16 protein-coding genes are annotated in these 18,375 nt (G+C 45.8%); 7 read left to right on the top strand and 9 right to left on the bottom strand.

Annotated elements, in window-relative coordinates; translation table 11 throughout:
* Positions 1 to 58: 58 nt before the first annotated feature.
* Genes AC5WJX_RS02505 through AC5WJX_RS02515 form a run of 3 tightly spaced genes read right to left on the bottom strand, consistent with a single transcriptional unit; the run spans position 59 to position 3,491 of the window.
* Positions 59 to 718 carry a phosphatidylserine decarboxylase family protein gene (locus AC5WJX_RS02505; RefSeq protein WP_440428689.1) on the bottom strand — a complete coding sequence of 220 codons (660 nt, stop codon included), beginning with the start codon at positions 716 to 718 and terminating at the stop codon, positions 59 to 61.
* A gap of 38 nt (positions 719 to 756) precedes the next feature.
* The gene (hpt, locus tag AC5WJX_RS02510) at positions 757 to 1,320 is read right to left on the bottom strand and encodes a hypoxanthine phosphoribosyltransferase (protein ID WP_494483215.1); all 564 of its coding nucleotides are present in this window, start codon (positions 1,318 to 1,320) and stop codon (positions 757 to 759) included.
* Positions 1,321 to 1,331: 11 nt separating this feature from the next.
* Positions 1,332 to 3,491, bottom strand: a complete 2,160-nt coding sequence (locus AC5WJX_RS02515) for a transglycosylase domain-containing protein (protein ID WP_494483216.1) — start codon at positions 3,489 to 3,491, stop codon at positions 1,332 to 1,334.
* A gap of 117 nt (positions 3,492 to 3,608) precedes the next feature.
* Between AC5WJX_RS02515 and AC5WJX_RS02520 the strand changes: the two genes are divergently transcribed.
* From AC5WJX_RS02520 to AC5WJX_RS02530, 3 genes are read left to right on the top strand one after another with little or no spacing between them, the layout of a single operon-like run.
* A complete protein-coding gene (locus tag AC5WJX_RS02520; RefSeq protein WP_494483217.1) occupies positions 3,609 to 4,685 on the top strand; it encodes an Mrp/NBP35 family ATP-binding protein in 1,077 nt (358 codons plus the stop codon).
* Between the two features lie 35 nt (positions 4,686 to 4,720).
* Complete coding sequence (locus AC5WJX_RS02525; RefSeq protein WP_440428684.1) at positions 4,721 to 4,966, top strand: NifU family protein; 246 nt, start codon at positions 4,721 to 4,723, stop codon at positions 4,964 to 4,966.
* A gap of 53 nt (positions 4,967 to 5,019) precedes the next feature.
* On the top strand, positions 5,020 to 5,658 hold the full coding sequence (locus AC5WJX_RS02530; RefSeq protein ID WP_494483218.1) for a peptidase associated/transthyretin-like domain-containing protein: 639 nt from the start codon (positions 5,020 to 5,022) through the stop codon (positions 5,656 to 5,658).
* 34 nt (positions 5,659 to 5,692) lie between these two features.
* Here the strand turns inward: AC5WJX_RS02530 and def are convergent, their stop codons facing one another.
* Both def and AC5WJX_RS02540 read right to left on the bottom strand, forming a co-directional pair.
* Positions 5,693 to 6,253 carry a peptide deformylase gene (def, locus tag AC5WJX_RS02535; RefSeq protein WP_494483219.1) on the bottom strand — a complete coding sequence of 187 codons (561 nt, stop codon included), beginning with the start codon at positions 6,251 to 6,253 and terminating at the stop codon, positions 5,693 to 5,695.
* A gap of 88 nt (positions 6,254 to 6,341) precedes the next feature.
* The gene (locus AC5WJX_RS02540; RefSeq protein ID WP_494483220.1) at positions 6,342 to 7,571 is read right to left on the bottom strand and encodes a M16 family metallopeptidase; all 1,230 of its coding nucleotides are present in this window, start codon (positions 7,569 to 7,571) and stop codon (positions 6,342 to 6,344) included.
* Positions 7,572 to 7,699: 128 nt separating this feature from the next.
* Between AC5WJX_RS02540 and htpG the strand changes: the two genes are divergently transcribed.
* Entirely contained in the window at positions 7,700 to 9,589 is a 1,890-nt protein-coding gene (gene htpG / locus AC5WJX_RS02545; RefSeq protein ID WP_494483221.1) for a molecular chaperone HtpG, read from the top strand.
* A 130-nt stretch (positions 9,590 to 9,719) separates the two neighbouring features.
* Here the strand turns inward: htpG and AC5WJX_RS02550 are convergent, their stop codons facing one another.
* Positions 9,720 to 10,643, bottom strand: coding sequence for an MBL fold metallo-hydrolase (locus tag AC5WJX_RS02550; protein ID WP_494483222.1), 924 nt, complete (start codon positions 10,641 to 10,643; stop codon positions 9,720 to 9,722).
* A 149-nt stretch (positions 10,644 to 10,792) separates the two neighbouring features.
* On the opposite strand from AC5WJX_RS02550, the gene AC5WJX_RS02555 reads away from it, so the two are divergent.
* Both AC5WJX_RS02555 and AC5WJX_RS02560 read left to right on the top strand, forming a co-directional pair.
* Positions 10,793 to 11,392, top strand: a complete 600-nt coding sequence (locus tag AC5WJX_RS02555; protein ID WP_494483223.1) for a TlpA family protein disulfide reductase — start codon at positions 10,793 to 10,795, stop codon at positions 11,390 to 11,392.
* 17 nt (positions 11,393 to 11,409) lie between these two features.
* Positions 11,410 to 11,685: a hypothetical protein gene (locus AC5WJX_RS02560; protein ID WP_494483224.1), complete on the top strand. Its 276-nt coding sequence runs from the start codon at positions 11,410 to 11,412 to the stop codon at positions 11,683 to 11,685.
* Between the two features lie 15 nt (positions 11,686 to 11,700).
* Here the strand turns inward: AC5WJX_RS02560 and AC5WJX_RS02565 are convergent, their stop codons facing one another.
* Entirely contained in the window at positions 11,701 to 13,239 is a 1,539-nt protein-coding gene (locus tag AC5WJX_RS02565) for a YifB family Mg chelatase-like AAA ATPase (protein WP_494483225.1), read from the bottom strand.
* 67 nt (positions 13,240 to 13,306) lie between these two features.
* Entirely contained in the window at positions 13,307 to 14,647 is a 1,341-nt protein-coding gene (ffh, locus tag AC5WJX_RS02570) for a signal recognition particle protein (protein WP_494483226.1), read from the bottom strand.
* Between the two features lie 271 nt (positions 14,648 to 14,918).
* Here ffh and AC5WJX_RS02575 point away from each other — a divergent pair, with 271 nt between their 5' ends.
* Entirely contained in the window at positions 14,919 to 17,357 is a 2,439-nt protein-coding gene (locus tag AC5WJX_RS02575; protein ID WP_494483227.1) for a DUF5916 domain-containing protein, read from the top strand.
* Here AC5WJX_RS02575 and AC5WJX_RS02580 read toward each other — a convergent pair whose 3' ends face one another.
* Positions 17,358 to 18,371, bottom strand: a complete 1,014-nt coding sequence (locus tag AC5WJX_RS02580; RefSeq protein ID WP_494483228.1) for a DUF3078 domain-containing protein — start codon at positions 18,369 to 18,371, stop codon at positions 17,358 to 17,360.
* Between the last annotated feature and the right edge of the window lie 4 nt (positions 18,372 to 18,375).

Consider the following 18,375-nt stretch of genomic DNA (forward strand, 5'->3'; position numbering starts at 1 on the left):
GTGTTTGATCTCTTATTTTTTCTGATGATGCACTATTGAACGCTGATCACATTGAAGCTTATGGAAGCTCACCTAATACGGTGATTCCGCCACGTACGATCTGGTTAAGTTCCAAATCAACCTTGGTGCCGATTGGCAGGAAAAGATCCACTCTGGATCCGAATTTGATAAAGCCAAACTCCTTGGTTTGTTCTACCACATCACCCTCTTTTACGTACCATACAATACGTCGGGCCAATGCACCTGCAATCTGACGGAACAATACCGGGGTTCCGGACTCATGCTCCACCACAACGGTTGTTCTTTCGTTTTCTGTAGAAGATTTCGGGTTCCAGGCGGCAAGATACTTTCCCGGGTGGTATTTGAAGTAACGCACAATGCCGGATATTGGATTACGGTTGATGTGTACGTTTACGGGCGACATGAAAATGCTCACCTGTAGTCTTTTGTCTTTAAAGTATTCTTCTTCGATGGTCTCTTCAATAACCACCACCTTGCCGTCTGCAGGGCAGATGATCATTTTATCCTGCGCCAGGAATGGTCTGCGTGGGTTTCTGAAGAACTGGAGAACGGTAATGAATAAAACCAGCGACACAACGTAGATCAGCCAACGCAACCAGGTGATGTCGGCATATCTGTAATCAATGAATGCGTTTAACACAAAAATAACGAGCAGTGTTAAAGCAATCGATGTGTAACCTTCCTTATGTATGGTCATAAAATCTTAAAAGTATTCTGCAAAAGTGAGAAAAATATTTAAGATTGAGGTAAAGTAACTGTATCTGCGGCGCGGTAAATGTCTTTTAAATTCCGTCCAAGGCCATTATAGTCTAAACCGAATCCAACCACGAACTCATTCGGGATTTCAAACCCTACATATTCCAGCTCCTTGATTGGCTCCAGCAGGGCAGATGGTTTAAACAGCAGTGAGCATACTTTGATGGAAGCGGGATCTTGCTCCTGAAGCTTTTCAATGATGTGTTTAATGGTGCGACCGGTATCTACGATGTCTTCAACAATGATCACATCGCGGTTATGCAGGTTACTTGGTAATCCAAAGATCTCTTTCACATTGCCCGTACTGGCCAATCCGCCCTGGTAGGAGGATAGTTTGATGAATTCTACTTCGCAGGAGATGTTCAGTTCTTTAAGCAGGTCTGCGATAAACAAAATACTGCCATTGAGTACGCCGATGAATACCGGGCAGCGGTTTTCATAGTCTACATTGAGCTGTATGCCCAGCAGTCTTGTGCGTTTATTGATGTTTTCATGCTCCAGGAAGATCTCAAATTCCTTATCAGCGATCTGTATGTTGTTCATGTTTTATTGGATCAATCGTCTTTTTTAGCTTTTTCAAGCTCTCTTTCTAATCGGCGTCTTTCGCGGCGCTCTTCCCGAAGCTGCTTTCTGGTCTTGGTGGTATCCTGCTGCGCAGGTTTTACCGTAGCAGTGTCTTTTTTCGCCCGGCCAAACAGTCGGTCGAACAAGTTTTTAGATTCATCCTGCGTATTAATTACTGGCAGTGCATCATCCTCATTGTCAAAGGCCGTGGTATCCACCTCAATGGTGTCTGGAAGCAGGTATTGTCTTAAGCCTTCCCGCAATCTTACATTGTAGAAGCCATAGCTGCTGGTATCTGAAGGGGTAAGGCCGCGACGTGCCATAATGTTGCCCAGGAACCTGAAATATCCTCTCAGGTAAGGCTTCAGGGTACCATCGCCATAGAATTTAAACATGGCGATTTTTGGTCTTGGAACAATGTTAGCAAGGAAAATACCTTCGCCGACACTCAGGTCTGCTGGTGACTTGCCAAAATAGTGTCTGGAAGCTTCGCCAATACCGTAGATGTTCTGACCCATTTCGATGATGTTGAAGTAAACTTCCAGCATCCGGTTCTTGGAGATCAGGCGGTTATTCTCAATCAGCCATACGATCAGGATCTCTTCCACCTTACGTGCAAGGGTTTTCTGACGGCTGAGGAATACGTTTTTCACCAGCTGCATGGAGATGGTACTGCCACCACGCACAAAGCGGTTCTCTTTGAAGTTTACCGCGATAGACTTCCTTATAGACTCCTCTACAAAGCCTTTATGTTTGAAGAACGAGGGGTCTTCTGCCGTTAACACGGCATTCTTGAAGTTGTTGGAGATCTGGTTTAAAGGGGTAAAGTTCGGGTTAGAAGGGCCAATGGTGATGTTCCGCATTGGCTTTCCATATTCGTAAGGCGTATACACGAAAGGTTCGTTGATGCGCTGCAGGTTTGTGGTACCCCATTTCAGGATCTTCAGATCCTTGGGTGTAAGGGTGGAGTTGAATTGTACGCTGTCTGGCTGTTTGGTGTCCAGGTAGAAGTTCATGTCGTACTTCACCTGCCCGGAAACCTGTAAACCTTCCAAAGACTCGAACATGCCCTGTGGTAGGGCATTGAGGAAGGTTTGTGCATCCTGTTGCTCGGTGTGCATCTTCAACTCGTAGATTTTATGCGGCGAAAGGGTGTATTTGAGGTAGGGGTGTATTGATGCTTTCTGTAAGAAAATGGTCGAAGTGCTGTCTAGTGCCACATAATTTTCGCCTACCAGCAGGTCGGCATCCAGGGAAGCATTGGGTACTACGATGTCATTGGATGCGATGGCAGGATGATTTACCAGCAGGTTTTTAACGGCCCAGGAGCCAGTGATCTTGTATGCATCGCCTTTGTAGGCTGCCTTTTTAAGCTGTGTTCTTACGGTGTCAAAACTCAGCTGTGCTTTAAGTTTGTTGTTCAGATAGGCAAGTTCTACCTTCTTGTTGTCGGCAAAGAATGTGACGTCCATCTGCTTGTCAGCGGGTTCCAACAAGCCGTTCAGGTGCCAGGTGGCCTCGTTTCCGTTAACCAGGATATTGGATTTTAGTGCCCCGTCTACGATGGTTGCCTCTGTAGTTAGAAAGCTGAGTTTCGCGGTATCGTTGTCATTCACCCGCAGCATCAGGTTCTTGATCTGCATATCGTCGGGAATCTTATACAACATCTGGTTGAGCAGGTTATGCGCCAGGTCGGCCAGGTTCATTTTGCCTGTGCTTACCGTGTCCTTTTTCTTCCGCTTCAGGATGAAGTCGAGGTTGGTCAGGGAGTCTTTAACCACGATGTTTATGGTGCCGGAATCCAGCCCCAGTTCTGCAAGTTTTACATTGCCCACCAGTAAGGGCATCAGCTTTACGCCAATGGTCATGTCGGAAATGGTGGTCAGGGTGTCGCGGTCCTGAGGGACCACGGAGATATCGGTCATGTGTACGGTGCTGAGACCGCTGAATCCGGCACTGCCGATCTTCACATCCAGGTTGTAGTCTACCTTCGCTTTATTGATTGCTCTGGCAACCATCTTCTTCAGTAAAGCTTCCCGTTTACCATAGGCGATAGCGCCTGTGACCATGCAGATTACCAGAAATATACCTAAAACCCAAGCGCCAATTCTAATGTATTTTTTGGGGATGTTTATTTTTGGAAATTGCATGTTTTTTCTTGGTGGTTATTGCTCAAACGCAAATTGCAAATGTTTATTTCGTGTTAAAATTACAGTTAATACGGCTTATATCAATCTATTGTGTCCATGTTTTGTTAATTTTGGGTAATGATAATCAGCAACGAACAAGTTTTAGCAGCCTTAAGAAATGTAGAAGATCCCGATCTTAAAAAAGACCTGGTGACCCTGAACATGATTAAGGATCTAAAGATCGAAGATAAAAACATCAGCTTTACCCTGGAGCTTACTACCCCGGCCTGCCCAATGAAGGACATGCTGAAAAATGCCTGTACGAATGCGATAAAGCACTTTGTGGATGCATCGGCAAAAATTTCAATTAACATCACGTCGAGAGTAACCAAGCCGATGGATACCTCACAATTGAATAACATCAAAAACATCATTTTGGTTTCTTCTGGCAAAGGTGGGGTTGGAAAGTCTACCGTAGCCAGTAACCTTGCGATTGCTTTGGGTGCTGATGGGGCGAAAGTTGGCCTGATCGATGCAGATATCTATGGCCCATCGGTACCTACGATGTTCGGCCTGATTGACGCTAAACCAAATGCCCGTGAAACGGCAGATGGTAAGACCTTGATCTTACCGATTGAGAAATACGGCATCAAGCTGCTGTCTTTAGGTTTCTTTGCTGATCCAAACCAGCCTGTGCCATGGCGTGGTCCAATGGCTTCAAACGCGATCAAGCAGTTGTTCAACGATGCGGATTGGGGTGAGCTGGATTACCTGGTGGTAGATTTGCCTCCGGGCACCGGCGATATTCACATCACCATTACACAGAGCTTCCCGATCGCAGGTGCTGTGATTGTAACGACGCCGCAGAAGGTTGCACTGGCAGATACCCGTAAAGGATTGCAGATGTTCCGCATGCCGGGTATCAATATCCCAATTCTGGGCGTTATAGAGAACATGGCTTATTTTACCCCTGCAGAGCTGCCAGACAATAAGTATTACATCTTTGGCAGGAACGGTGGTAAAGCGCTGGCTTCAGGCTTTGAAGTGCCATTTTTAGGCGAGATTCCGATTGTGCAGAGCATCACGGAAGCTGGAGATAACGGCGCGCCAATTGCATTGAATCCGGAAAGTCCACTTGCCGCAGTCTTTGCTGAGATTGCCGGCCGTGTGGCACAACAGGTATCAATCAACAATGGCGTGACTGCAAATTCCTAAATTTTTAGTAAGTTTAATTTTTAATTCAAGTAATAATGAATCTAACCGAACAAGTGGAGCAGGCATTGGATACCATTCGTCCCTATTTAATTGCAGATGGTGGCGATGTGGCAATAGAAGAGATTACGGCAGATAATGTTGTTAAATTGAAGTTGCTTGGTAACTGTGGCTCCTGCAAAATGAGCTTCATGACCATGAAAGCCGGCATTGAGCAGGCCATCATGAAAGCTGTACCTGAGATTACTGGCGTTCAAGCCATTAACCTGGCAGAACCTGCCTAAAGCATTTAACATATTTTAACGATATAGGATCGTTATTCGAAGTACTTTTGTGTATGAAGTATATTTTATCCCTGTTTATTCTTGTTTTTTCCCTTAGTGCTTCTGCGCAGCAGCAAGCAGCTGAAAAAAGACTGATTCAGTATTCGGGGATTATTACAGACGTAGACAGCAACCTTGTGGTGCCCTATGTCACCATTACCAATGTTTCGACCAAGCAGAGCTTTTCTGCAAATTATAAAGGTTATTTCTCCTTCATTGCGCATCCGGGGGATATTCTTCAGTTTTCGGCAGTAGGCTTTTCCAAGGTTGAGCTTACCATTCCCGAAGATATTACGGAGAACAAGTTCACGCAGATGGTGAAAATGAAGGCGGAGATCGTTTATCTGCGTACCGTTCAGGTATCACCATGGGCGACCGTGGAAGAGTTCACCAAGGACTTTATGGCCATGAAAATTGCGGATGATGATCATGAGATTGCCCGGAAGAACTTGTCTGGAGAGAGCATCAATGGCATGATCCAGACGCTTTCCAGGGATGCGGGAGAGATCTCCGGCATCAACTGGCGTCTGAACCATGATCGTGCATTGAATAAGAATATGACGCAGACCAACCCGCTACTGAATCCTTTTGCATGGGGTAAGCTGATGCAAATGATCAACAATGGTGATCGTAGCAGGCGTTCAGATGATTAAAACGCTATGACTGCAGCAGCGTGTTGCTGCGGTGTTAACGTCCTTTCTTTTGCTGCGGAAAGCGCATTTTGTAGTCTGTACGCACATTGCCTTTAGAAATCGCATCAAACTTAGATTTCAGCATTCTTTTACGTAACAGGCCTAGTGTGTCGGTAAATAGTTTCCCTTCGATATGGTCGTACTCGTGCTGGATCACCCTTGCAGGCATGCCGGTAACTTCTTCCTCATGGAAAGCCCAGTTCTCGTCGTAATAGGTGATACGGATGTTTGGTTTACGATAAACGTCTTCACGGATATCCGGAATACTTAAACAACCTTCATTAAAAGCCCATGGTTCGCCGGTTTCTTCAACGATTTTAGCGTTAATGAATACTTTCTTGTAACCTGGATTGCCGTTTTCATCTTCGCCGGTATCCACGATGAATAAACGTATAGGAAGATTTACCTGCGGTGCAGCCAGCCCAACACCACTTGCAGCATACATGGTTTCGAACATATTCGAGATCAGCTGCTGTAAGTCAGGATAGTTTTCGTCAATTTCTGTACAAACTTTCCTTAAAACAGGATCGCCGTAAGCAACAATAGGTAATTTCATTGGTGTTTCTTTTTTAGATGATCGCAATTGGTAACACTAAGGCAAAAGGCCATTGGTGCCGCTTATTGCGCGTACAAAAGTACGAATATTAGCTTAAAGGATAAAAAGTTAGGCCGCTAAGATTATTTTCCGCCAACATTTCATTGGCGATTTCTGCCATATCGTGCGTGGTCACCGCCTGGATTTTCGCGAATACGGTTTCAAGGCTATCGATCTGGTTGTAATCCATCAGGCTTTTTGCCATGGAAATGATCAAGCCAATCCGGTTTTCCTCACCAAGTGCAATCTGCCCAATGTATTTGTTCTTCGCTCGCTGCAGCTGTACTTCGGTCATTGGGTTTTCCCTGAACTTCTTAAATTCTTTATAGATCAATGTTCTTGCCCGGTCCAGTTTTTCTTTGTCTGTGCCAAAGTAGAGCGTGAAAATGCCGGTGTCGCTGAGTGGGCTGTAACCCGTTTCAATGGTATAGGCAATGCCATACTTCTCCCTGATCTGCAGGTTTAGAATAGAGCTCATGCCGGTGCCGCCAACGATGTTATTGAGTAGGAGCAAGCCTGTTTTATATGGATGATGCAGATCGTAAGCCTGACAGCCTAAAACCACGTGAGCCTGGGAGATCGGTTTCTCTGACACGATATCGACGGTCTTAGCCTTTTCTGGCGCTTTGCGGTTTGCTTTATACGGGTTTGCAGGAATGCCTTCGTAATACTTCGCACCAGTTTTGATCAGCTTGTTGAGCGAATAGTTACCCAGTACAGCAATCACCATTTTGTCGGTATGGTAGTTTCTGGCCATGAAGGCTTGGATGTCGGTCCGGGACAGCTTGGAAACAGACTCCGTAGTCCCCAGGATGTTTCTTCCAAGCGGGTAGCCGGCAAATACCAGATCTTCGAAATCATCGTAAATGGCTTCTTCAGGTTGGTCCAGATACGAAGCGATCTCATCCAGGATGACCCCTTTTTCTTTCTCCAGTTCTTCCTCCGGGAAGGTGGAATGAAACATGATATCATTGAACAGTTCCAGCGTACGATCCAGATAAGGGTTCAGGAAGGAGGCATGGATGCAGGTATATTCTTTGGTGGTGTAAGCGTTCAGGTCGGCACCCACACTTTCCAGCCGGTTCAGGATCTGATTAGTGCTTCTTTTTTCGGTGCGTTTAAATACTAAATGCTCAATAAAGTGCGCCAGGCCGGATTCGTGTGCCGCTTCATCCCTGGATCCGCTATTGATCAGGATGCAGGCATGCGAAATCGCGGATGCGCTGGGTACATGGAGTAATCTGATGCCATTCGGCAGGGTGTGTACGTTGTATTCCATTAAGGTTCAAAGATAAGGATAAAGCCATCAATGTGATTTGTTGTTTCGCAATATGCCTGTCAAATTGACAATTTCACAGATTGGAACAAGGCTTGATATGCTCGGGTTATTAAAACCATTAATTTATTATGAGCATAGAAGAAAAAGGAAACATTTCCATACACACCGAAAACATTTTCCCGATCATTAAGAAATTCCTGTATTCAGACAATGAGATCTTTTTGCGTGAATTGGTTTCGAATGCGGTTGATGCAGTGCAAAAGATTAAACGATTGGCAGCACTTGGTCAATACAACGGCGAGTTGGGCAACCCACTTGTAGAAGTTGCAGTTGACGAGGAGAAAAAAACCATCACCATTAGTGATAATGGTCTGGGTATGACTGCTGAGGAGATCAAAAAATACATCAACCAGGTGGCTTTTTCCGGTGCAAGTGAATTCGTGGAGAAATTTAAAGACGCTAAAGATGCCAATGAGATCATCGGTAAATTTGGTTTAGGTTTCTATTCTGCGTTTATGGTGGCAGACCTTGTGGAGATCCAAACCTTGTCATACCAGGACGGTGCTGAAGCAGCGAAATGGGTTTGTGACGGAAGTACAACCTACGAGATCTCTGAAGGCAGCAGAACCACACGCGGTACAGATATTATCCTGCACATCAATGCGGAGTCTGAGGAGTTCTTAAGCAAGCATAAACTTGAAGAGATCCTTGATAAATATGGTAAATTCCTGCCTGTTCCAATTAAGTTTGGTACCACAACCGTACAGGAACCAGATGGTGAAGATGAAGAAGGTAAACCGAAGACTAAATCTGTTGAGGTAGATAAGATCATCAATACCACCAACCCGATCTGGACTAAAGCTCCTGCAGATTTGTCAGATCAGGATTACCTGGATTTCTACAAACAACTTTATCCTTTTTCTGAAGATCCATTATTCTGGATCCACCTGAATGTAGATTATCCGTTTAACTTAACCGGGGTATTATATTTCCCTAAGGTGAAGAACGATTTCGATCTGCAACGCAATAAGATCAAATTATTCTCCCGTCAGGTGTTCATTACCGATGAGGTAAAAGATATCGTACCTGAGTTCTTGATGTTGTTACATGGGGTAATTGACTCGCCGGATATTCCTTTGAATGTTTCCAGAAGCTTCCTGCAGGCAGATAGCAACGTAAAGAAGATCAACAGCTACATCACCAAAAAGGTAGCAGATAAGCTGGCAGAGCTATTCAATAAAGACCGTAAAGGTTATGAAGAGAAGTGGTCTGACATTGGTTTATTCGTGAAATATGGAATGGTGAGCGAAGAAAAGTTCTATGATAAAGCAAAAGACTTCGCCTTGCTAACCAATACCAAGAAAGAAAACTACACCGTTGAGGAATACAAAGAGAAGGTAAAAGACCTTCAAACCGACAAAAATGGTCAGGTTGTTTTGATATACAGTAACGACCCTGCGAAACAGGATAGTTTCATCCAATCAGCCAACAAGAACGATTATGATGTGCTGGTAATGGATTCTCCGATCGACAATCACTTCATCAATTCTTTAGAGCAGAAATTGGAGAAAACTTCTCTAAAACGTGTTGACTCTAGCGTTGCAAGCAAGCTAATTGAAAAAGATGAAAACTTAGAGTCTGTATTGACTGAAGAGCAGTCGAAAACCGTTAAGGAAGTATTCGAAAAGGCAATCAGCAAGCCAGGCTATAACGTGGAGATTGTAGCATTAAACCCGGAGGAGTTACCAGTTACGGTAACCATGGATGAATTTATGCGCAGGATGAAAGATATGGCTGCTATGGGTGGCGGTATGGGCTTCTACGGAAGTATGCCGGACAACTACAAAGTAGCGATCAACGGTAATCACAAGCTGGTAAGCCGTATTCTTCAAACCGAAGATGCAGACGCACAGGCTAAGCTTGCCAAACAGGCCGTAGACCTTGCTTTACTTGCTCAAGGCATGTTGACCGGTGCAGAGTTAACAGAGTTCGTTAGCAGAAGCGTTGAGTTGATCTAAGTCGTAACGACAGGTTTAAACGCAGGTTCTGCGTCTAAACCTTAAAGCAAATGAAGTTTTTAGTACGTTTTAACTATAGCAAAGGCCCCATTATGGGGCCTTTTGCATTTAGGGATATGTTTCATAGGTTTTAATATCCTCGTTTGGCTTTTCTCACGATGCTGAATGCCACCACAGCAGAAAGTGCCACCACAGCTACCAGTAATGTTTTACTCAATGGTGCAGGTGGCAGGTGCTGTACACCTTGTTTGTTTGTTTTGGCCGGTTCTTTCACGTAACGGCCGCTACTTGGTATGGCCACCTCTTTGAAGTTGTTTACCAGGTTATCTAATCCGGCAATCAATTCTGCGCCGTACATTGGCATTCCATGGCCCGTAGCAGCTACTTCAGGACGCAGGTCCCGGAGCTTTTTCACAGAAAGTGCCGCGGCAAGCCAGTTTGGTGTAAAGTACTTCGGTGGTCCACTGATTTCCTTACGTTGGGAAATGATCGACATAACAGACTCCTGTTTCGTTGTCACAAACGCATCACCGGCGATAAGCACCTTGTCACGGCCGCGGTATAGTGAAATATGCCCTGGCGTATGGCCGGGTGTGTGTATATACATCCAGTCGGGCATATTCGGAATCGTGCCTTCTTTCGAAAGTGCATGGATCCTGGTGCCCAGATTTATAGGCTTCTTAGGGTAAAGGAAGGCCATGGAGCTCATCATACCGCCTCCGACAGTTGAATCTGGGGGTGGATAAGAGGAATGGCCGGTGAGGTAGGGCATCTCGTAGAAATGCGCGTAAACCTGCACTTTCCAGGTCGAGAGCAGGTCATGTATGGCGCCTACATGGTCAAAGTGCCCGTGGGTAAGTATAATCGCTTTTGGAGGAATATTTTCGCCGAATAAAGAGGCTGCCATCCGCTTGATGCGACCGCCACTTCCCTGTAAACCTGCATCGATAAGCACCCACTCTTTATCACCGGTTTCGACCATGTAGATGTTCACAAACACGATTCGCATTCCCCAAATCCCAGGCGCGACCTGGAAATATTCTTCCTCTTTCATAGACAGACAATTAGTTAGATGGTTATTAAACAATAAAACCCCATACTGGTTTTAATTTTACATTTCAATTGATCTTCAGCGATGGTTTTGAGGGCAGGACGTCGCATGACCTTTACATTAATTGGTATATTTGGAAGAAAATCTGCGCTATGTTCAATACGGCCTTTTTAAAGAAACACTACTTCAACCTGCTGCTGTTATGCTTCGTGTTGCTGATGGTTTTTGTGCCTTCTGCCAAGGCTTTTATGCTGCGTGGGTTAATGGAGATCGGGCTTTTTAAACCTGGCACATCAGCCGTAACAGCTGAACAGCGGTTAGCGCCGGCAGTGGACCTGAGCGGCATTCGCTTCAAGGATATCAATGGCAAGGTCGTTGACCTAGGCAATTTGAAAGGTAAGGTCGTGTTCCTGAACTTTTGGGCAACCTGGTGCCCGCCATGCCTGGCCGAGATGCCCTCGATCCAGAAGCTTTACACGCAGTTTGCAGCAGATCCTGACTTTGTGTTCCTGCTGGTAGATGCGGATGGTAAATTGCCCGAAGCACAACAGTTTATGCAGAAAAAGAAATACAGCATGCCTGTTTACGAGGTGGCCAGCAACATTCCGGAACAGCTTTTCAAAGGGAGTCTGCCTACGACCATCGTATTCGACAAAAAGGGCCGCATCAGTTTCAATGAAGAAGGTGCAGCTAATTACGGGCACAAGAAGTTTATAGAATTTATGCTGCAACTAAAGAACAGCAAACAATAATTAACGACAACAGCATTATGCAACAACCATTTGATATCACTGTCGCAAATACGCACTACGCCGTTTTCCCTGAAGGAAATGATACTTACGTGATTTACAAAGGCGGAAAAGAATACATGCAGATCCAGAAAGATGAGGAAAATCAGTGGCTTAAGCTGGATGACGAAACAGCTTTACCACAGTTTGAGCCGAATGAAGAGGTAAACCTGATTGGAAAAGAAATCTCCGAATACAAGGAGGAGGAGGAAGAAGAAGAGGATGACGAAGACCTCTTCGACGATGACGAGTACTAAGCTCAACCAGGGATTCTAACCCGTCCAGCGCTCCCGGTCCAGGCTGCGGTAGTGAATGGCTTCTGCCAGATGTTCCAGTTCAATCTTCTCACTACCCGCAAGATCTGCTATGGTCCTGGAGACCTTCAAAATCCGATCATAGGCCCTGGCAGATAGGCCTAACTTCTCCATGGCACGCTTAATCAGGCTTCTGCCCGCATCATTGATGTCGCAGATGTTGCGCACCATGTTCGGGCTCATCTGGGCGTTATAGTGGATCCCTTGAAGCTGCTCAAAGCGCCTGTCCTGAAAGGTCCTGGCACTCATCACCCGTTCGCGGATCACAGCACTCTTCTCCGCGGCCTGCATGGAAGCCAGCTCATTGAAGTTCACTGGGGTAACCTCCACATGCAGGTCTATCCGGTCCAGCAAAGGCCCGGAAATCTTACTCAAGTACTTCTGTACAATACCAGGCCCGCAGATACATTCCTTCTCCGGATGATTATAAAACCCACATGGACATGGATTCATCGAAGCGATGAGCATGAAACTGGCTGGATAAGCCACGCTCAGGCGCGCCCTGGAGATCGTCACCTGCCGATCCTCTAAAGGCTGACGCATCACTTCCAATACCGAACGTTTAAATTCCGGCAGCTCATCCAAAAAAAGCACGCCGTTATGCGCCAGCGAGATCTCTCCGGGCTGCGGGTTCACGCCACCACCCACCAGTGCCATATCAGAAATGGTGTGGTGCGGACTGCGGTAGGGGCGCTCGGTCATTAAAGCATCGAGCGCATTTAACTTGCCCGCTACCGAATGGATCTTTGTTGTTTCCAAAGCTTCCTGCAGGTTTAAAGGCGGTAAAATGGTGGGCAACCTTTTCGCAAGCATGGTCTTCCCCGCACCGGGAGGGCCAATAAGGATCAAATTATGCCCACCTGCCGCCGCAATCTCCAGCGCCCGTTTAATATTCTGCTGGCCTTTTACATCCGCGAAATCCTGTTCATAGCTACTCACATTGTGGTAAAACTCATCTCGGGTATTTACGATAACCGGCTCAAACTGCTGTTTGCCGTTGAAGAAATTGATGACCTCGCCCAGCGTTTTCATGCCATAAACATCCAGTTCAGACACGATTGCTGCTTCGCGTGAATTATCCTTCGGTAAAATGAAACCTTTAAAGCCCGAAGCTCGAGCCTGTATGGAGATTGGCAAAGCGCCTTTTATCGGCTGTAAGCCGCCATCTAAGCTAAGTTCTCCCATGATAAAGTAATCTGGAAGTAAACGATCTTCAAGTTGTCCTGAGGCGGCTAGAATACCGATGGCGATCGGCAGGTCGTAGGCCGAACCTTCCTTCCTGATATCTGCGGGTGCAAGATTAACCACGATCTTTTGCCGCGGCATCCGCAGGCCGGTGGTCTGAATGGCGCTTTCGATCCGGCGCAGACTTTCCTTGATGGCATTATCCGGCAGGCCAACAATATGGTACTTATTGCCGCCGCCGATACTTACTTCAATGGTAATGGTCAGTGCATCTACACCAAAAACGGCGCTTCCAAAGGTTTTAACAAGCATATACTTTTCTTAGTAAATGCCAGTTTATTCCAACCTGGAAGCGCCGTTGTAATATATTTTAAAATACTTAGAACTTGCCTTGTGGCATCTTCGGCATGCCGCGCATCATTTTAGCTGCTGCAGCAGGATTTGAGAACTGTTTCATCACTTTACGCATGTCTTCAAACTGCTTAATCAGCTTGGTAACCTCTTCAACCTTGTTACCAGAACCTTTCGCAATACGTAAACGTCTGCTCTGCTGAATGGCATCCGGATTCTCTCTTTCGTATTTGGTCATCGACTGAATAATCGCTTCAATGTTCTTGAAAGCATCATCCTCGATCTCTACGTTTTTCATCATCTTTCCAACGCCGGGGATCATACCCATCAAATCCTTCATGTTACCCATCTTCTTGATCTGCTGAATCTGGTTGTAGAAGTCGTTGAAGTCGAACTTATTCTTACGGATCTTTTTCTGTAGTTCCGCAGCTTCTTTCTCGTCAAACTGCTGCTGTGCACGTTCCACAAGGGATACCACGTCACCCATACCCAGAATCCTGGAAGCCATACGGTCTGGATAGAAGACGTCAAGTGCCTCCATTTTCTCACCGGTACCAATGAATTTGATTGGCTTATTCACGACCGATTTAATCGAAAGTGCTGCACCACCGCGGGTATCACCGTCAAGTTTGGTCAAAACAACACCAGTAAAATCAAGGCGATCGTTAAACGCTTTAGCCGTGTTCACCGCATCCTGACCAGTCATTGCATCCACTACGAATAAGATCTCGTGCGGCTTAGTCTGTGCTTTTACTGCAGCAATCTCGTTCATCATCTCCTCATCAATCGCCAAACGACCGGCGGTATCGATGATGATCACGTTATTGTTGTTCTTTTTACCTTCCGCAATACCTTCTAAAGCAATGCCCACCGGATCTTTAGACTCCAGGTTAGCAAATACCGGAACCCCGATCTGCTCACCAAGGATCTGAAGTTGATCGATCGCTGCAGGACGGTACACGTCACCAGCAACCAATAGCGGCTTTTTACCTTTGCTCTTCAGGAAGTTCGCCAGTTTACCCGAAAACGTGGTTTTACCCGCACCGTTCAGACCGGCAATTAATATAATGGTTGGATTGTTCTTTAGATCAAGATCGGTAACCTCACCACCCATAAGGGCTGTAAGCTCATCGTTCATTACCTTGGTAAGCAACTGACCTGGAGAAACCGCTGTAAGTACATTCAAACCCAGGGCTTTCTCTTTAACCTCGTCAGTAAAATTCTTGGCTGTTTTGTAATTTACATCGGCATCAAGTAAGGCCTTGCGGATCTCCTTCATGGTCTCTGCCACGTTGATCTCCGAAATACTTCCCTGACCTTTTAAAACTTTAAATGCACGATCTAACTTATCCTGTAAATTCTCAAACATCTCTTTTAATGCTTATTGTTAAATTTTTTTGTAGCCTCAAAGTTATTAATTTTTGAGCGTAAATGCTTTACACCCATTTATCTTTTATTGCCAGTATCGGCAGCAAGCATCGGATTTCCAACACTTACTGGCCATGAATGTGGCAATATAGTGCTTGGCCCAGTTTAGATGCGGAACGGCAAACTCATCATTGATATTGTATTCATGCCAAAAAAATACAGCGCTCGTGCAACATTCCTATTCCGATGCAGTCCTATGGAAAATCATTTAAATGAAATCGCTCGTTCCAGGACTGTTCCTTGTTTTGCTCTCCTTTACCCTTTCTGCCCAAATACCGGCTGCTGAAAAGAAACTGCCCGCAAGGCGAACCACTGCCAGCCCTAAAATAGACGGCATTCTAGATGATGAGGTCTGGAAAGATGCTCCAATGGTAACTGGCTTCATCGAAAATAACCCTATACCAGGACGAGTAGAATCTGCAGAACGTCGTACGGAAGTGAAGGTCTTATATGATGATAACGCAATCTACCTGGCCGCCCGCATGTTCGCCAAACCAGACAGCATCGCGCACGAACTGGTATCCCGCGATCAGATCGGTAATGCCGATTTCTTCGGCGTGTTCCTGGACACCTACCTCGATCGCATCAACGGAAACGGCTTTATTGTCACTGCTGCAGGCTCGCAATTCGACGCCAAATACTCCCAGGTAGGCGGTGAAGATGAAAACTGGAATGCCGTATGGGAAAGTGAAGTGAAACTGGATGAACAGGGCTGGACAGCCGAGATCAAGATTCCTTATTCCGCATTACGTTTCTCCAGCAAGGATATTCAGAACTGGGGCATCAACTTTATCCGCAAACGCGCGATGGAAAACTCACAGACCTTCTGGAATTTCGTCGATCCGAAAGTGAATGGTCTGTTGAACCAGAGTGGTACCATGGTGGGCCTGCAGAACATCAAGGCGCCCCTTCGCCTCTCCTTTTCACCCTATGTCTCGGCATTGATCAACCACTATCCAAACAACGTACCCGGCGTAAAGAATACCACCACCTCTTTCAACGGCGGTATGGACGTAAAATATGGCATTAGTAACAGCTTTACGCTGGATATGACCTTGATTCCAGATTTCGGCCAGGTACAATCCGATAACCGCATTCTGAACCTCACACCTTTCGAGGTCAAATTCAATGAAAACAGGTCCTTCTTTACCGAAGGCACAGAGTTATTCAACAAAGGCGATCTGTTTTACAGCCGTCGTATTGGCGTTTCACCCAGCTATTTCAAAGACCTGAGCGGACAACTTCAGCAAGGTGAAACCATCATCAAATCGCCGCTGGAAAGTAAGGTCATTAATGCCACCAAGGTATCCGGACGTACGGCCAAGGGCCTCGGTATCGGTGTATTTAATGCCGTAACCAATGCCATGAATGCAGTGGTTGAAGATGAACAAGGCAACAAAAGGGAAATCGAGAGCCAGCCCTTAACCAACTATAACGTGTTCGTGCTGGATCAGAACCTCAAAAACAACAGTGCCATAAGTCTGATCAACACCAATGTGCTTCGTCAGGGTACTGCTTATGATGCCAACGTCACCGCAATACTCTTCAATTTAAACGACAAAAAGAACGAATATTACTTCAACGGAGCCGGCAAGATGAGCTACATCACAGCGAACACCGATAAAGATCAGCGCAGCGGCTACTACTATGACCTGGAGACGGGTAAGCAAAGCGGAAACTTCACCTGGAGCTACCGTCAGCGTTTTGCCGACCGGCTATTCGATCCTTCCGATATGGGTTTCTTCACCAACAATAACTTCCTCGATCAAAACGGAACCATCCATTACAACATCTACAAGCCAGGCAAGTGGTACTACAAGATCGCTACCTTCATGTCCCTGAACTACTCCAGGCGGTATAAACCTGCAGCATACCAAAATCTGGTGCTGGAAACAGGTCCTTACGTGCAGTTCAAAAACCTGTGGTCAGCGGAGATTTATGCCAATTGGACTGCCAAAGGGAATGACTTCTATGAGTCCAGAAACGGGGGATTGTATAAGAGCCCGGGCGCTTTCACCATACAGATGTACCTCAACTCGAACCGCGCCAAAGCCTACAATGCCGGCGGCTATCTTGGCTACAGTACACGGACGATGTTCGATGCAAAGATGTACGACTTATATTTCTACCAGAACTTCAGGCTCAGCGACCGTCTGAGCTTTGGAACCGACTTCAGTTACTCGCCAAGTTATGATTTCGTAAGTTGGGTAACATTCAACGGCGATCAGAGTGTTTTCTCCAGATACGATCGCAACACCATAGAGAATGCCATAGACGCCAAATACAACTTTACCAATAAAATGGGCATCAATCTTAGGGCGAGACACTACTGGTCGGATAGAAGAAATAAGACTTTCTACAACCTTCAGTCCGATGGTAGATTAGCAGACTACAACGGACCCGAACTGCAAAACACCGACCGGAACTACAATGTCTTTAACATAGACCTGATCTATACCTGGCAATTCGCACCTGGAAGTGAGCTTAGTATCACCTATAAAAAGCTGTCAGAAACCAACGACAGCTTCCTGACCAAGCGGTATTTCAGAAATCTGGATTATATCCTCTCCGGGCCACAGAATAACAGTCTATCCATCAAGATGCTCTACTATGTAGATTATCTCGACCTCAGAAAGCACAAAAAGAAGTAATTATCTCGGGAATACGAATACCATACCCAGGGCAAGGGTCTGACTTGCCTGGATCTTGTCTGTCGTATTCTTGTCGTACAAGCCCACGCCGGTAACGGTTACGTTCATGAATTTGTTCACTTTGGCACGTAGCTCCACATCCAGACGGTGGTTGGTATAATCCAGCTGATCGTATGGAATGAACACCATGTATCTCGCTTTGAGGTTTAGGTTTTTGGCAACTTCCTTATCAAAGTTTGATACTACTTGAAATGCCAGTTCATTTTTGAAGGTAGCACCAGCAGGCACACCGTAATTGTTAAAGCCTGAATTCCCGGCTGCTGCGTTTATTCTTACCAGGCTGGTGTCCAGTACAAAGGTCTGCCTTGCCGTACCGGTACCGATCCTCGTAGAAAAGTACTTGCTTGGCTTATACTCAAAACCGATAGACTCGGTTAAATAGCCTGGTGACATGAATCTGGAAAGGAGGTTTCGTTGTTCATTGCCGCTCCCATCGTCGAAAAAACGATAACCTTCATCAAACTGGGATTCAAAACTTAGCGATCCGAAGAAGTACCAGTTTTTAGATAACTGAATGGCGGCCTTATTATCCCAGAAAATACGGTCAACGGTTTTCTTTTCCGACTGGTTCTTGTTGCGCACCTTCCCGTAGTTCAGAATTACTTCCGAAACGTAGCTATAACCCTCCCGACTGTATTCTGCTCTGTGGTTGATTAATCCGGTGAGGGCCAAAGAATTTACACCTCCACCGGTCCAGTTGTTACTGAAAGCCGCCTGGTTCAGGTTAATACCCACGGAGGTACGTGTATTCCAGTAATTTACTTTGGCGTCAATGATAACTGGCGTAAGTTGAACGGGTCTGTATTCAATGTTACCCACCCTGGACGGCAGCGGACTGCGTTTCAGACGAAGATTTAAATCATTGGTGTTAATTGGAACGGTATCGATTTCCTGTGCCTTTAACCCGTAGGCCAACGTAAGTAAGAAGATTAAACCAATATACAAGCCCTTCATTACT

It is taken from the genome of Pedobacter sp. NEAU-ZC8, assembly GCF_059278965.1.

Coding starts and splice junctions, on each gene's coding strand:
- AC5WJX_RS02530 (WP_494483218.1), top strand. CDS start 5,020: ATGAAGTATATTTTATCCCTGTTTATTCTTGTTTTTTCCCTTAGTGCT.
- hpt (WP_494483215.1), bottom strand. CDS start 1,320: ATGAACAACATACAGATCGCTGATAAGGAATTTGAGATCTTCCTGGAG.
- AC5WJX_RS02520 (WP_494483217.1), top strand. CDS start 3,609: ATGATAATCAGCAACGAACAAGTTTTAGCAGCCTTAAGAAATGTAGAA.
- ffh (WP_494483226.1), bottom strand. CDS start 14,647: ATGTTTGAGAATTTACAGGATAAGTTAGATCGTGCATTTAAAGTTTTA.
- def (WP_494483219.1), bottom strand. CDS start 6,253: ATGAAATTACCTATTGTTGCTTACGGCGATCCTGTTTTAAGGAAAGTT.
- AC5WJX_RS02550 (WP_494483222.1), bottom strand. CDS start 10,643: ATGAAAGAGGAAGAATATTTCCAGGTCGCGCCTGGGATTTGGGGAATG.
- AC5WJX_RS02525 (WP_440428684.1), top strand. CDS start 4,721: ATGAATCTAACCGAACAAGTGGAGCAGGCATTGGATACCATTCGTCCC.
- AC5WJX_RS02580 (WP_494483228.1), bottom strand. CDS start 18,371: ATGAAGGGCTTGTATATTGGTTTAATCTTCTTACTTACGTTGGCCTAC.
- AC5WJX_RS02540 (WP_494483220.1), bottom strand. CDS start 7,571: ATGGAATACAACGTACACACCCTGCCGAATGGCATCAGATTACTCCAT.
- AC5WJX_RS02560 (WP_494483224.1), top strand. CDS start 11,410: ATGCAACAACCATTTGATATCACTGTCGCAAATACGCACTACGCCGTT.
- AC5WJX_RS02505 (WP_440428689.1), bottom strand. CDS start 718: ATGACCATACATAAGGAAGGTTACACATCGATTGCTTTAACACTGCTC.
- AC5WJX_RS02515 (WP_494483216.1), bottom strand. CDS start 3,491: ATGCAATTTCCAAAAATAAACATCCCCAAAAAATACATTAGAATTGGC.
- AC5WJX_RS02565 (WP_494483225.1), bottom strand. CDS start 13,239: ATGCTTGTTAAAACCTTTGGAAGCGCCGTTTTTGGTGTAGATGCACTG.
- AC5WJX_RS02575 (WP_494483227.1), top strand. CDS start 14,919: ATGAAATCGCTCGTTCCAGGACTGTTCCTTGTTTTGCTCTCCTTTACC.
- htpG (WP_494483221.1), top strand. CDS start 7,700: ATGAGCATAGAAGAAAAAGGAAACATTTCCATACACACCGAAAACATT.
- AC5WJX_RS02555 (WP_494483223.1), top strand. CDS start 10,793: ATGTTCAATACGGCCTTTTTAAAGAAACACTACTTCAACCTGCTGCTG.